Genomic DNA, 13,665 nt, shown 5'->3' with positions numbered 1-13,665 from the left:
CAAGCTGTAAGGGATCACCCCCACATCCGTGGGGAATACTTAATTTCAAAAAAACTTCAAGAAATTAAGATAGGATCACCCCCACATCCGTGGGGAATACCCGGGGCGGTAGCAAGTGAGGCCAAGAATCATAGGATCACCCCCACATCCGTGGGGAATACCACCGCCTCAGATGGGGTTAATTGCGGCTAACAGGATCACCCCCACATCCGTGGGGAATACTGACCGTGGACGAAACAAAGTACAGAACTTACAGGATCACCCCCACATCCGTGGGGAATACCGATCCCCGGGTGGGGGATGACTGGCCGTTGTAGGATCACCCCCACATCCGTGGGGAATACAAATGAAGGAGCAGGAACATGAAAAAGATTAGAGGATCACCCCCACATCCGTGGGGAATACTAGATTTTTTCATAATAAAATATCTCCCTTTTTGGATCACCCCCACATCCGTGGGGAATACTTTATTTGCGGAATGACTGGGGATGGCTGCCAGGGATCACCCCCACATCCGTGGGGAATACGGTCAATCATGGTTTTCAGGCTCTCACGATAGGGGATCACCCCCACATCCGTGGGGAATACACTAAAGAAAAGCCGTCATATCGCGATCCTCAAATCTCGAAAGACCCATTTTCATTTAGTTTGATCGCTAACTCAAAGGTCGCCATAGCATCTGATAACGAATTATGTGGTTTTTGATTATCGATGTCATACTCTGCCAAAACTGTTTTCAATCGATAATTGTCAAGAAACTTATTCGCTTTCTTAACAATTGGCATTAAATCTACTCCTCGATTACGCAATGTATTTATTTGAGTTTGTCTAAATCCATTAGTAAGAAACATTTCATCAAAATGGAAATTATAACCAACCAGCGGTAGGTCGCCAATAAATTCCTTTAAAGATTGTAGTCCAAGCCTCAATGGCTCCCCTTGTTCTTGCACTATTTCAGAAGTGATATTTGTTAAAATTCTGATATTTTCGGGAACAGCATGCTCGATCTTCACCAGCTTGTAAAACTTTTCAACATGACCATCTATAACTCGTTTTACAGCCCCAATCGATAGTATCTCGTCTTCAGCTGCATCCAAACCTGTGGTTTCCAAATCAACGACAACAAACGCCTTCGAAGTAACATTAGCCTGACGAGCCCCCGCCTTATGACTCATCAGCTTCGCCCGATGAAATTTTGCGGCATCACTAAATCCATGTTTGACCCCACCAGTAGCCTCATGCAAATGCATCATTAGCGGAAGCCCGTCAAAATCAATAACTGCACGATCTTTTCGCGTTGTTCTAAATAGATAGCCTAATTCGTTATTAGAGTTATAGACCATGGTCGCCTCCCCATGGCCGATGTTCTTCATGATTCTGTCCCACAACAAGTCCCTAATTCGGGCGCTGACGTTACCTATATAAACACCGGTTTGAATCTCTTGATACCACTTTGTGAGGTCGCCTTGTAATGATTTGGGGACCTTCGTTAAGGTTATAACAATCATTGGCCACCATCCTCTGGTTGCTCATGATACTGAACCCCAAATTCTTGTAATCCCATTCGATCGTCCCAGAGATTTATACTGTCAACCGTGCTGTCAGCCTCTTCCATTCCTAGCAGAGACTTTAGGTCCGTCACCATCCTTACTAACAGTTTTCCGTCAACAAAACTATCCCTCATGGACAATCTCGTTTTCGTGGCTATATCCGGATCTTCGCTAAACTTAGCTGCCACATCGAATGCCACCGGAATTGAAAAGTCTGCCTTATACAAATCGGCAAAATCATAAACAAACGACAAATCATGCCCCGTATGGACAAAGCCCAAACCAGCCGAGGCCCCCATAGCTGCAATGACACTATAGCTCAGGCCATAAAGCGCCTGGTGAGCAGCAGTCAAAGCCTTATTGATGGGTGTCCCTGCCTCAAAGTCATTGGGGTTATATTCACGCCTAGACCAAGGAACACCAGTTCTCAAGGAATTATCCAAATAGACCCGCCGAACCCGAGCGCCTTCTCTACCTCGAAGCTGCTGCATAGTTAATTGAGACACATCATCATCTGGAAACCGCATTTGATACATCTTCCTAGCAACCATAACCCGTGAGCGTCGATTGGACACCAGTTTAGCTTGGGCCTCTAACAACGCTGAAGAATGACTTAAAGGGCGACCATAGGCGTATTGTCGAACGCCATGCTCGCCCACCCAAACGACGCCCAAACCAGACTCACCGATCAACTCCATTGCTCGATGAGAAACATCCACGCCGGGCCCAAGCATTAAAACACTCAGTATCGCTGCTGGAACATAAACAATCCCTCGAGAGTCGGTCACTTGGATCGCGCTGTTTTGCCGATTTAATTTAGCATGTTCTAAATACAAAAAAGTTATTCTATCGCGAACTCTACCTAACTCATAACGCTCTGGTTTCTTGGCACCAACTTGTTTTTTCATTGACTAGCCCTCAGGGATAACCGTCATCAAGCCCATCCCAAAAGCCTTTTCTCTGCCAAGTCCTTTAGTTAAAGTTTGTTTGAACATCGCAATATCGGTCACTCGAAGAAGACCTTCAAAAGTAACGCGGCTAAGCCGAGCCCCATGCCCCGTTTTACGATGTAATACCGGCCATTCCCGGTTAACCACTTCAAACATTGGGGAGGTATCCGGCCCTTCTGAATCAATCGACGACCGTTCTAATAACTCAAACCCCGACTTTTCAGCTCGATCCATTAACCATTTTCGTTGCTGTTCAACCGTCACGTGAGGGACGATCCGTCCTTGCTTTTGTCCTGGCTGGATAATAGAATACGATGGATTCGCGGTCAAACGGAACCGCATAACTTGTCCTTCCTGAATACTGTCCAAGAATGAATCGTAGCTCTTTGACATGGCTGTTCCCTGAACACCATAAGTCGTCAACAAGTTGAGATCTGGTTTTTCCTCGCTCAACACCAACAGGTATTCTTTTCCCCTCAGTTTATCGATTCGCCACAAGTGACGAGAACGCCTCCCATCCTTTATCTCGTCTGGGAAGCTTTTCTCCACCCAGTTGTGAAACGCACCAAGATGACTTAAATCTTTTATTTTTGCTCGATTATTAATGTCAATTTCGACTCTTGATAAATACATGCTTGCTCCTTCCTAGAGGAACCCCATAATATCGTGATTGGTTTCGGGCTCAACTTCATGAGAATCTAAATCGCTTAAATTGACTCTGGTTCTAGCAACAGCCCGAAAACCATGGCGACGATCTCGTTGACTAAATGATACGACCCGGTCCTTAACCGCCACACCAAGAGAATCACCAACGAGATTGGCATCTGCCATAATTTCTAACGCCTGCTCATGAGATTTTCTACGATACCGTAACGTTGCTTGCCAATTCAGCTTCTTTAAGGCATCAATGACTGTCATATTCCCAAATACTTGGGTCTTCAATACGCCTGCCGGGACATTAGAACGACGCCCTAAAAATAATTGAAATTTCGGATGATGCAAGGCAAATTCAATCTTTTCGATAAGTTCCTCGTCTTGGCTACCTAGCGCCACGACAAATACAGCGTCTTGAATATAGTCCCGATAGGTAATTTTTCTAGTACCTGTATGCCACTCCACTGTTTGATAGTCGGTTATGACGCGACCAACTTGATCAAGTCGAACCGCAAAATCCAAGTCGTTTAGCGTTAAGATCCGTTCATCCGTTCTACGATAGCCCAGTGCAGCGCTAATCATGCCGATGACAGCACTTTTTGTAGGATAGTTATTCGTTGTTCGCCGTTCAAATGACGCCTCATTCCCATAGGATTGTAGAGGCCCGGTCAACTTAATCGTTAGAGTCTTCATCCGTAATCGCCCCTGATAGCTTCGTTGTGACCTTATCCAAAAGCTCTGACAAGTTATCCACTTGTTCACGGTTTTCCGTATCATATTTGTTTAGAACAATATTTAATAACGGCTTCTCCACAAAATCCCGAGTGGCAGCATACTCACTCTCAAGCCGTTCAATTGATGGCTTCACATATCCATTATCAGAAGATACCGGGTTTTCAAACGCCGAAACAAGATTAACTGGCGTATCTGTACGGATGGAAACCATGACATAACTTGGTAAGGTTTTATTGGCAAACGTATTCTGCTTTCCCGTAGGCATTGATAATACGAAGTCCTTGATAAATGTTACGGCTCCCTTAATGGCTTCCTCTTTATTTAAATTATGAACCAGCTCATTCATATTCACATTTGCATATCGATATAAAGTTGCTGAATTGAAATCAATTGTTCCTAACATTGCCGCACCAGTGGTGTCTTCTGGTTGTTCATCGTCCAAGGCGGTATAGTAATCGTACTCTGGAACCACTTCATGGGTAGACACTGCATGGGCAACTTGTGCTGAGGCATCAACATTCAATTCCGGATTGTCAGCGACCATCCGACCAAACAGTGCCAGATCAAGAGACTGGTTACCTTTCAATACTTTTTTTACTTCTTTTTTATCAAAATCATCATTATCAATGGCATACTGAGCCAGCTTATTGATTTGGCCAGTACTAATTAATAATAATGCGCCCGTGTCATTATTTTTGTCTAGTTTAATACCAGCTGTCTTGAAAATCTCGCTACACTTGTTCATTGCAGTCTTATCATCCATCGATGGATCCAGCTGTTGTAGTGCCGCCACTAGCAACTTTGCCGCACCCTTAGTACGCGTACCTACCGAACCTGCATCATCTTTAAAGGCATGCCGAATGGCCCGTTTCCAGCTTTGTGACGAAACTCGTGCCCGACTGACACCACCATAAAGTGCGGTCTTAGGTGCCCCCGTGTCGTCACGATTAATGTTTGAGGAAGGAACCGTTTGTAAAACATTCATATCAATATACAAGTTTTGATTAGTCATTAGATTTGTTCTCCTTCGGTTTTAGTATCAACTTTTTTTACCCAATAATACTGTTCACCCCAACGCAAGCGCACTTTATTGGCGTGCTCATGATTCAACTGTAACCCATATAAATCCAGGGCTAACAATGAATAGTCAATCTTTAGTTTAGCGTCACTAGCCTTCAAAATACTGACCATGTGGGAAAGGCTATTAATAATACTATTGACATTTGTCGTCGCTAAAAGCATTCGAACTCGACGATCTAAGGCCACTCGAGTATCTTCATGACTTCTTTGGTTGGCCAATGCCGAAAATAATTGCATCCCTTTAGCCTCATCACCAGCACTAGCGTAAACGCAATGATCGTTAACGCCTTGCTGATGAATGGCATACAGCCTCACAGCCGAATAAACGGCCACCTCGGCTTGCGTTGGAACACCTGAGATACTAAGCTGATGCTCTTCCAAATTTGCTATGAGGACCGGCCACACTGGCTGGGCTTGCTGACTGGTTATTGACGTCGCGTGTCTTAGGCTAGCCAATACCGCCTTATTTGAATGACCATATCCATAAAGCTCAGTAATAATACGGCCGGTAGCCTCTTTGATATTAGTTGTCATAAATTTTCTCACACTCTCTACCGATCAAGGTGGGTTCGAACATTGTACATCAAATGATTTCTGGCAGTGAAAATATTCAAGATCCCTTTCTTATCGGGAATTCCTGTAATATCTCTTGATGAACTGGACTGCATCACTTCATCCACCGCCATCATTAAAATTCTGCTGAGCTCTTGCTTCCATAATTTGATCTTTGCTTCACGATCATCATGCCCTGTTAGATCCTGTAACCAAGCCTTGAAAGGTTCATTCAGCCGATCATAAAACTTAGCACTCATTTTGCCAGCGAATTGTCGGACCTCTACATTACGAATCTTTCCAATATCACTAACAAAGTGGTAATAATCAGTCCCAATTGCCTGAGTTGTCGAAATAACATCTTCGATTCGCGTTGGCCAATTTTCTTGAATCTCGGGATCAAAGAGGACGTCTGCCTGCATCCGCATATCATCGGCAAACTCGAACGCCGGTAACTGCGACGTCGCATTTCCATCTCCAATCAATCCAACAGAATTTAATAGTAATGGTTTCCCATACGCTATCTTTTCCTTGTCTTTAAGCAATCGTAGCCATACAACAATACCCGGTTCATGAATATCATCCGCTTGATTGACTTTGACGTATTGCCCAAAGTTTCGCCACATTGAGATTCCCAACGAACGCAAGCTCTTCAAAGCCGGTCGATAATCATTAGTCTTCTTATCAAAGCGCCACGTGGTCATTGGTTCGATGAAGGCATTATCTGCTTCAAACATCGGCACCCCCGAACTAAAAATAGTAGGGTCACCGTTATCATCCCATTCAATGTGTAAAAGCCTGGTCCAGGTTGTATAGAGCTCAGCCAGATTATCTGGAACTTCCATCTTTTTCCGTTCATCAATATATTCCTGAATGCTTGCATATTCCCAAACTGGTTTCTGGACAGCATAGTTTGTCGCATCATTCCCAGCATCAACCAGAACCAGATTAAGCATCAGTGTTTCGAAGAGTGACTTACCCTCAACAAACACCGGACTAATCCGATACAACCAGCCACCTGAGTTGGAAAATTTCTCATCAGTAAGAATTTTAGTTTTATCTGTCACACCAGTAAAGTTCTGATAGGTTACCACCCACCGAACCAATTCATCCAGTGCCATTTCATTTTTGAATCGCCCTGACTTGGGTGCAAATATCGCAGGCTTATTCCCACTCTCCGATATCCTTCGATTTAGTTGCTTAACTGCCACTTGGCCTTTTCCTGTAGCAATTCGCTTACCTTCTGGCACCAAAGCATCATAATTCTGAGACGTTACTTGGTAAAAAGGTCGGTCACCAAAAAAGTCAAATCGCGCCTGATACTCTTTTAAGTATGCGCCAACGATTTCGGAAAACTTTCCTGACTGATATAAGTCTTGCCATGTTTCTAATAAATCGTCTTCAATGTCATCCTCATCAAATAATTCTTGGTTAACCCCAAGCCTATTGGTTGCCAGTTCTTTAACAACCAGCCAATCATACATATCCCCACTAGCATCGAACCGAGAGTATACCGTAGTTAAAATTGCTAGTAGCAATCGTAGAACTGCTAAGTCCTGGCTACGCATATCCCCAGTTAATTGACGATACTGCTGTGCGTTATCAAATAGTTCCAAGAGAGAAACCGTCTTTTCCAGATTGGTATTCCGATCAAGTACCTTAATCCATGGTCCAGTAACTAAATTAAAGCTTCTGTTGTCCACGCTCATCATCCTTTTCATACTTAAGACCCAGATCCGAAGAATATGCTAGCCGCCAGCCCTCAAAGACTATTGAAAGATTCTCATCAAGTGGTAAAGATAATGCTCCCTTGAGCCAAATATTATCCTGCCAACTTGAAAAATACTGACTGGTCAATGTTTCCAACTCTTTAATTGCTTGGTCAACCTGTCCACTAGTTGGCGTCACAACAGATGGAATTCGAATCAATTGCTGCGCAATTTCTTGTGGATTAACACAACTCAGTTGACGACCGTCTAACAAATAATTTCCCTTGCTTGTATGTTGCACCAAGATAACTTCTAAAGTTTCTTTGATATCACGCACCGCCGCGCCCGCTTTTTGCTCATCCTGATCAACTTTTCCAAGTCCCCGCCCTAACCAATTATGAATGGTAGCGCCAACTTTTAATTTAGGAGAATCGATTTGAAAAACCTTCGCTTTCTTTCGTTGACGTTCAAGTTCAACATCATAATTTGCCCTCGCCAAATTAATCCCCAATACGTCTTGGTCACTTCCAATTTCATAGACTCTCTGAACCAGTAGTGAAATATCATCGGGTAGGGTAATCGTCTCTTGCAAAAAGTGATCCGTTTTCATCAATAGATACTTACTATAAACTGCTTCATTACCCTTGCCATACTCATCGGATTCTTCAATTCCCATGATAAACAACTGCGGCTGAATCAACGCTTCTGATCGTTTTATCTGATGTCGATGCAGCCGCCCAGCTCTCTGTAAGATAAGATCCATTGGTGCAATGTCTGTATATAAAACATCAAAGTCTATATCTAGCGATTGTTCTAGAACTTGTGTACCAATAACAATCATTCTTTCTGGCCGGTGACCCTTTTTGCCTACTGCTTTCTGTAGTTCGGTCTCCTGATTGATTCGGTCGGTTGCCAAGAATGCTGAGTGTAATAGCATCAATTTGAGATCCTTTGGCACTAGTTTTGCTAATGATTGGGCACGTTTCACTGTATTGACAATTACACCAGCAATTCCGCCATCTCTTATTTTATTAACAACATCTTTGATTAATTCTTCGTCGGATAAATTTAACCGATGTACTTGGATTTTCATTCCCTTTTGGTCACTGCGTCCTGGAAATTCACTAACTTGCTTAATTTGTCGCCCATCTACAATGCTTAATAGTGGGTATGCCTGTGACTCTTCCCATCCAGCTCTAGCATTCACTTCTTTTCGATATTGCCGACCATATTTTCCCCGTAGGTATGCCCTCAGTAACGAGTTTCGCTTCTCTGTAGGTAAGGTGGCCGATAATATGACAATTGGCACATGGTAAGCCCCCAGCCAGTTAATTGCTTTATATAAATATTGATTCATATATGAGTCATAGGCATGAACCTCATCAATGATGACAACCTTCCCACTGAAGCCTAAATGCCGTAGGAATAAATGCTTTTGCTTTAACCCCATCAGCAACAGGTTGTCAATCGTCCCAACGGTAAACTTTGTTAAAATTGATTTCTTTCCAGAGAACCAACTGTTAACAACAATCTCTCCAGATTCATCATTATCATAAACATTCGCTGCACTGGGTAAACACCGATATTTCTGATTAAACTGTGATCTACCATGCATGAGTTGAATTTGAAAATTGTCGTTCTGCGTCTGAGCCAAAAATCTCAACCACTCTTCAACTCGACCAAACATAGCATTAGTCGTGGCTTGGGTTGGTAATCCCATAAATACCCCATCCATACCAGAAATATATGCAAGCTGTTCCACAGCTACTAACGCAATCTCTGTTTTCCCTATACCCATTGGCGCCTCAATGATTATTATTCCGGGATCTGTAACTTTTGAAATTTCCTTTGTAATCGCCGACTGTACCGGACGTGCCTCAAAACCCCATCGTAATTTGTAGGGATCCTCAACAGTAATTTTCTCCGGCATCCATTCGCCACCAAAGTCCCACGCCATCATGGCTTGTCGAAAACGCTGATTCATATCTATATCTTTCCATGATTCGTCAATATTAATTAATGGAAATAAGGGCACTTTCTTTGCTCGATCAAATAAATACTCGCTAGATGCCAACCAATCCGACATAATCAATAAGCCTTCGAGTAACACGGCTTGCGGTTGTGTGATAACTGGGACATCTTCGACCGTTTGATAACCGGATGTTCTTAAACCACAACTTAATAATTCCTGTTGTACGTGCTTCCATGGTTCCTGGCACTCAGTTTCATTGTCACTTTGAAAATAATTAGCGGTATAGTCTCTGATTTGTCCCCTAGGAGGTTCAACAGCAGGTTTCCCATGATGACCACCAATAATCGCTCCAACAGAAACTGGAATACCCAATGATTCGATAATAGCCTCGCCAGCAATTGCGTGAGGAGACTTGTTTGGTGAGACCAAAAATAACTCGTCTAAATTGAGAAAACCTCCACTTGATAATTGGGATTTTAATTGATCATCGAGAATTTCATCCCGATCATATGATTCTTTAATTTGAAATGCTGCTGTTGCCTTCCCTACATCATGGATAAAGCCCAGAAATTTCACCAGTTTTTGAGTCTCTTGTTCCGTAGATGCCCCAATTAACAGGTCACGTTGCCCCCTACTTAACCAATGATTAAAGAGCCAGTTTATGGAATTCTGTGTGTCGATCAAGTGCACAATCACAGGTAACCAGGCATGTCGACCATTCTCTGCTCGCTTCTTAGCCCAAAGCACTGATGCTTGTCCAGAAACTTTAATATTCATGACATTTTGCTCCCTCATTTCTTGGATATCTAATTGGCATAACTTTTTTAGAGCATATCACGAAGATACCGATTAAGATTTGGCAAGTCAATGTATTACGCTTATAAAATAATCAATAGTGTTATCCATTTAGTTGTAATCCTTATTACTTAATTAATTTCTGCCCCACCTCGGCAGATTCAAACAAACACACGCCCTCCACCTCACCTCCAATAATCAAGGACAATAAAAAAAGGACTTCTTGTCCTTCACTGAAAAAACATTCAACTCTTTGTGAGAATCGTCCTCCAAATCTGTGGAGAATACTGGTGTTATGGGGCCCAAGTTGGATCACCCCCACATCCGTGGGGAATACAAAAAGGGCAGCCAATTAATGGCCGCCATTTTGGGATCACCCCCACATCCGTGGGGAATACTCAGGACGTGGTTATAGTTGCTTGCGTGAGTCGGGATCACCCCCACATCCGTGGGGAATACCAGGTCGTTAAATTGGCCACCAGAGCGCGCAGAGGATCACCCCCACATCCGTGGGGAATACCAAGGAACCGCGCCGCCTTCACGGTGATATAGGGGATCACCCCCACATCCGTGGGGAATACTTCTGGGGATGCCGTTGAGCATGTGGCGGACAAGGATCACCCCCACATCCGTGGGGAATACAACACCAGGGATCAATGGTAATCCATTCGACTAGGATCACCCCCACATCCGTGGGGAATACGAAAAGTGTGGGGGCGGTGTGGGATTCGTAAGAGGATCACCCCCACATCCGTGGGGAATACACTAAAGAATCCTTGATACATCAGTGTTCCATTTTTGGAAAACTATCTTTTTCATTCACTTTGCTTTCCCGATACATAATAATTCTAAGAATACATCAGCAATTCTACATCTACAATAAAGAAATCAGTGCATCACTCTGCAATCTAAAAGATGGGGTAATCCATTCAATAGACACATTGACCCAATACACTATTCATCTACAGAATCTCCATTAATAAAAAGCCCCCACGGTGAGATCTTCCGATCCCACCATGGAGGCTTATTTTATCTATTAATTATTAATAACAATTAATCTTTCTTGCCATCCTTTTCAGACCGCTTGAAACCAAACAGACTACCAAGAATAGCCAACAGAGCGATACCCCACCAGGATGACATTTGCCGGTCACTGGTTTGTGGCAAGGTCGCTGGCTTGGCCGCAGCCAAGTTAACATTTTGCGCATGATCCGTGTTAGCACTCAGCTTAGCCGCTTGGGCACCACTAACGACAGTCCCCTTGTTGGCTTGTGAGCCAGTCTTACCGTTGTTAGGCTTGTTGGCTTGCGCACCCTTTTGAGCTGGCTTAGAAGGGGTCTTAGGCGTGATAACCGCCGCAGCACCACCCTTGTTGCTATCGGCAGCATACGTGTAGTAAACGTCTTGATTCCCGGCAGTGTAGACGCCACTGGCGTTAGCCGAGCTGGAAACCAACTTATACCCTTTAATCGTTGGGGCGCTGGTCGTATAGCTTTGACCAACTTCGCCGGTTAACGTTTGATCGTCGGCAACCTTGGTGCCATCTGCCTTTTGGTAGTGCACCGTGACCGTCCCATTCGTGACGGGATTAACTGGGTTGACAGGCGTCCCTGGGTCGACTGGTGTAACTGGCTTACCGGTTGATTTGTAGTAAACATAAATATCGTTGTTTACGTCTTGAATCGTCCCGCTCAAGGTGTTGTCCGTAACGGTACCCCCATCAACATGGTCGAAGGTGTAGCCATCAATTGTTGGTACATCAACGGTCCACGCGGTATCCTTCTTGCCGGATTCCTTCACAACCTTGTCACCGATGGCATTCCCATTTTCATCGACCAGGTAAATCTTTTGCAGTGGACTAAACAGCAACGTGATGTTTTGCGCATCACTATCATAGGTCACTGATGAGCTTTCGGAAGTAGCCGTCAGATCGGTCGTGTACTTAGCAGGCTTTTCATATTCAAACCCCCGCTTTTCCAAATCAGCAATGGCCTGTTGAACCGATGGGTCATCCAAGACATCCTGTGACGAACCCGTCTTGCCACTCAGAATAACGAATGGCGCAATCTTAACCCCACCGTCTAACTGGAAGGCTACCGTAACGGCACCAACACTCGCATCCGTCGTGTATGGAACCATAATCTTGCCAGAGAAACTCAGGCCATTAGGCGCTGCCGGCTGCGTTAAATCGTTGTGCCGGCTAACATCCCAGTCCAGAACAAGCGTGCCAGAAGGCGACGTCAAACTGTTCCAAACGGACCAGTTTCCGGCACCAATCGTATTGCTTTGCCCCGTGGCTTGGGGATCACCTAACATGAATTCGTTAAAGTTATACAAATTGTCATAGGCAAATGACCAGGTCGATAAAGTCTTGGTATCCGGATTCAAGACAGCTGGAGCCGTCGTCCAAGTCTGGTTGTTAGCGGAAATCATGTAGGAGATCTGGTCCATGAATGGTTGCCAGTTCAGCCCTAAGAGTGGCGTAATATCATAAATATGGTTATTTGAAAATGAGAAGAACCCTGGCGCTGCCGTGATATTACGCAGTGGCGACACATCCTCAATATCGTTATACGAAAGCGTAATGTTAGATAGATTCGTCATCTTGGACATGAACGACAAGTCTTTCAATTGATTATGGCTTAAGTCGATCGTAGTCAGACCCGTTAGCCCGGCCAAAGGTGCCGTGTCGGCATCCGTCAACTGGTTATACTTGAGCTTCAACGTCTTCAAGCCGGTCAAGTCTTGTAGGGCCGACAAGTCACTCAATTGGCCGTTAGCGCTTGGGTTACCCCAGGTGTTGCTAGCCGTTGAATCTGGATAAATAACTAATTTGGTCAGGTTCTTAGCGTATTGCAAGCCTGCCAAAGACTTGGCATTAGCAACCGCATTGTAGAAGGCCTGATCGGTCCGTTCCTTGGCGGTAGCGGCACTACTGCTAAGGTCGATGGACGTTAATTCGGCGATTAGGTCCGAGGTGATCTGTGAAACATCGGTCACTTCTGGATGGTTGTTTTGTTGAATAGCAAATAAGACCACCTGTTGGAAGTCCTTATCGGGAACCAGATCATCGACCGTTGGGGTAGCTACATCGGCCAAAGGTGCCATGCGGGCGCTCATCAGCGGAGACTTTTTCGACGTCTCACCCGTGGTGTCAGTCTTCTCATCGGCATTGTCGACCGAGCCGGTGACTTTTTTATCGTTGGTCGTATCCCCAGCGTCCTTCTTGACGACATCAGGGTCGTCGCTCCCTGACCCAGACTTATCCGTGTTTGCTGGGTCGTTGCTGTCATTATTAGGTAAAGCATTTGAATTATTCTGAGCGGATTGTTCCTCAACTTTTTTATCATCAACTGGTGTGTTCTTGTCGGATGATGTGAGGGTAACTTGCTTATCCTGAGTCGCCCCATTGACCGTCTGACTAGACGCGTCATCGGTGCCTGCGGCCGTCGTTGCGGCGTGAGCATTCGTCGATAGACCAACCGTCGTTAAGGTTAAAGCAACGGCACTGGTTAATAGCCACCGATTCTGGCGCTGTTTACTGATATTTTTATCTAATTTCATTTTTAAAGTCCCCTGTCATTCGTGACGTTTTTCCCTAGTCAAAACAAATAGTCATATGTAAGTTAAGGTGCTGATTAGGTTCAATGTACCACCACTAATGGTTT

9 protein-coding genes and 2 CRISPR repeat arrays (1 of these 11 cut by a window edge) are annotated in these 13,665 nt (G+C 44.4%); all 9 genes read right to left on the bottom strand.

Annotation, left to right across the window (positions count from 1 at the left end; translation table 11 throughout):
• A CRISPR array of direct repeats spans positions 1-588; the repeat unit is 28 nt; unit sequence GGATCACCCCCACATCCGTGGGGAATAC; it reaches 233 nt to the left of the window's first position.
• A gap of 29 nt (positions 589-617) precedes the next feature.
• The 9 genes from cas2e to EKM96_RS00065 all read right to left on the bottom strand — a co-directional run bounded on the left by cas2e (position 618) and on the right by EKM96_RS00065 (position 13,561).
• The gene (cas2e, locus tag EKM96_RS00105) at positions 618-1,508 is read right to left on the bottom strand and encodes a type I-E CRISPR-associated endoribonuclease Cas2e (protein WP_125638150.1); all 891 of its coding nucleotides are present in this window, start codon (positions 1,506-1,508) and stop codon (positions 618-620) included.
• Entirely contained in the window at positions 1,505-2,458 is a 954-nt protein-coding gene (cas1e, locus tag EKM96_RS00100) for a type I-E CRISPR-associated endonuclease Cas1e (RefSeq protein ID WP_125638148.1), read from the bottom strand. The genes cas2e and cas1e overlap by 4 nt, the downstream gene beginning before the upstream one ends.
• Positions 2,459-2,461: 3 nt before the next feature.
• Complete coding sequence (gene cas6e / locus EKM96_RS00095; RefSeq protein ID WP_125638146.1) at positions 2,462-3,133, bottom strand: type I-E CRISPR-associated protein Cas6/Cse3/CasE; 672 nt, start codon at positions 3,131-3,133, stop codon at positions 2,462-2,464.
• A 12-nt stretch (positions 3,134-3,145) separates the two neighbouring features.
• Complete coding sequence (gene cas5e / locus EKM96_RS00090) at positions 3,146-3,847, bottom strand: type I-E CRISPR-associated protein Cas5/CasD (RefSeq protein ID WP_125638144.1); 702 nt, start codon at positions 3,845-3,847, stop codon at positions 3,146-3,148.
• Positions 3,828-4,901 carry a type I-E CRISPR-associated protein Cas7/Cse4/CasC gene (gene cas7e, locus EKM96_RS00085; RefSeq protein WP_125638142.1) on the bottom strand — a complete coding sequence of 358 codons (1,074 nt, stop codon included), beginning with the start codon at positions 4,899-4,901 and terminating at the stop codon, positions 3,828-3,830. The genes cas5e and cas7e overlap by 20 nt, the downstream gene beginning before the upstream one ends.
• Positions 4,901-5,503, bottom strand: coding sequence for a type I-E CRISPR-associated protein Cse2/CasB (gene casB / locus EKM96_RS00080; protein WP_125638140.1), 603 nt, complete (start codon positions 5,501-5,503; stop codon positions 4,901-4,903). The genes cas7e and casB overlap by 1 nt, the downstream gene beginning before the upstream one ends.
• A gap of 17 nt (positions 5,504-5,520) precedes the next feature.
• The gene (locus EKM96_RS00075) at positions 5,521-7,224 is read right to left on the bottom strand and encodes a type I-E CRISPR-associated protein Cse1/CasA (RefSeq protein ID WP_164510938.1); all 1,704 of its coding nucleotides are present in this window, start codon (positions 7,222-7,224) and stop codon (positions 5,521-5,523) included.
• Positions 7,205-9,979: a CRISPR-associated helicase Cas3' gene (gene cas3, locus EKM96_RS00070; protein WP_125638138.1), complete on the bottom strand. Its 2,775-nt coding sequence runs from the start codon at positions 9,977-9,979 to the stop codon at positions 7,205-7,207. The genes EKM96_RS00075 and cas3 overlap by 20 nt, the downstream gene beginning before the upstream one ends.
• 327 nt (positions 9,980-10,306) lie before the next feature.
• Positions 10,307-10,761: direct repeats of the CRISPR family, unit length 28 nt; unit sequence GGATCACCCCCACATCCGTGGGGAATAC.
• Between the two features lie 289 nt (positions 10,762-11,050).
• Entirely contained in the window at positions 11,051-13,561 is a 2,511-nt protein-coding gene (locus tag EKM96_RS00065) for a MucBP domain-containing protein (protein ID WP_125638136.1), read from the bottom strand.
• Positions 13,562-13,665 lie beyond the last annotated feature (104 nt).

It is taken from the genome of Levilactobacillus tangyuanensis, assembly GCF_003946545.1.
Taxonomy (GTDB): Bacteria; Bacillota; Bacilli; order Lactobacillales; family Lactobacillaceae; genus Levilactobacillus; species Levilactobacillus tangyuanensis.
This window is presented reverse-complemented; position numbering and strand designations above follow the sequence as displayed.

Excerpts from the sequence above, each read along its gene's own strand:
- cas2e (WP_125638150.1), bottom strand. The coding sequence starts at position 1,508 with ATGATTGTTATAACCTTAACGAAGGTCCCCAAATCATTACAAGGCGAC.
- cas1e (WP_125638148.1), bottom strand. The coding sequence starts at position 2,458 with ATGAAAAAACAAGTTGGTGCCAAGAAACCAGAGCGTTATGAGTTAGGT.
- cas6e (WP_125638146.1), bottom strand. The coding sequence starts at position 3,133 with ATGTATTTATCAAGAGTCGAAATTGACATTAATAATCGAGCAAAAATA.
- cas5e (WP_125638144.1), bottom strand. The coding sequence starts at position 3,847 with ATGAAGACTCTAACGATTAAGTTGACCGGGCCTCTACAATCCTATGGG.
- cas7e (WP_125638142.1), bottom strand. The coding sequence starts at position 4,901 with ATGACTAATCAAAACTTGTATATTGATATGAATGTTTTACAAACGGTT.
- casB (WP_125638140.1), bottom strand. The coding sequence starts at position 5,503 with ATGACAACTAATATCAAAGAGGCTACCGGCCGTATTATTACTGAGCTT.
- cas3 (WP_125638138.1), bottom strand. The coding sequence starts at position 9,979 with ATGAATATTAAAGTTTCTGGACAAGCATCAGTGCTTTGGGCTAAGAAG.
- EKM96_RS00065 (WP_125638136.1), bottom strand. The coding sequence starts at position 13,561 with ATGAAATTAGATAAAAATATCAGTAAACAGCGCCAGAATCGGTGGCTA.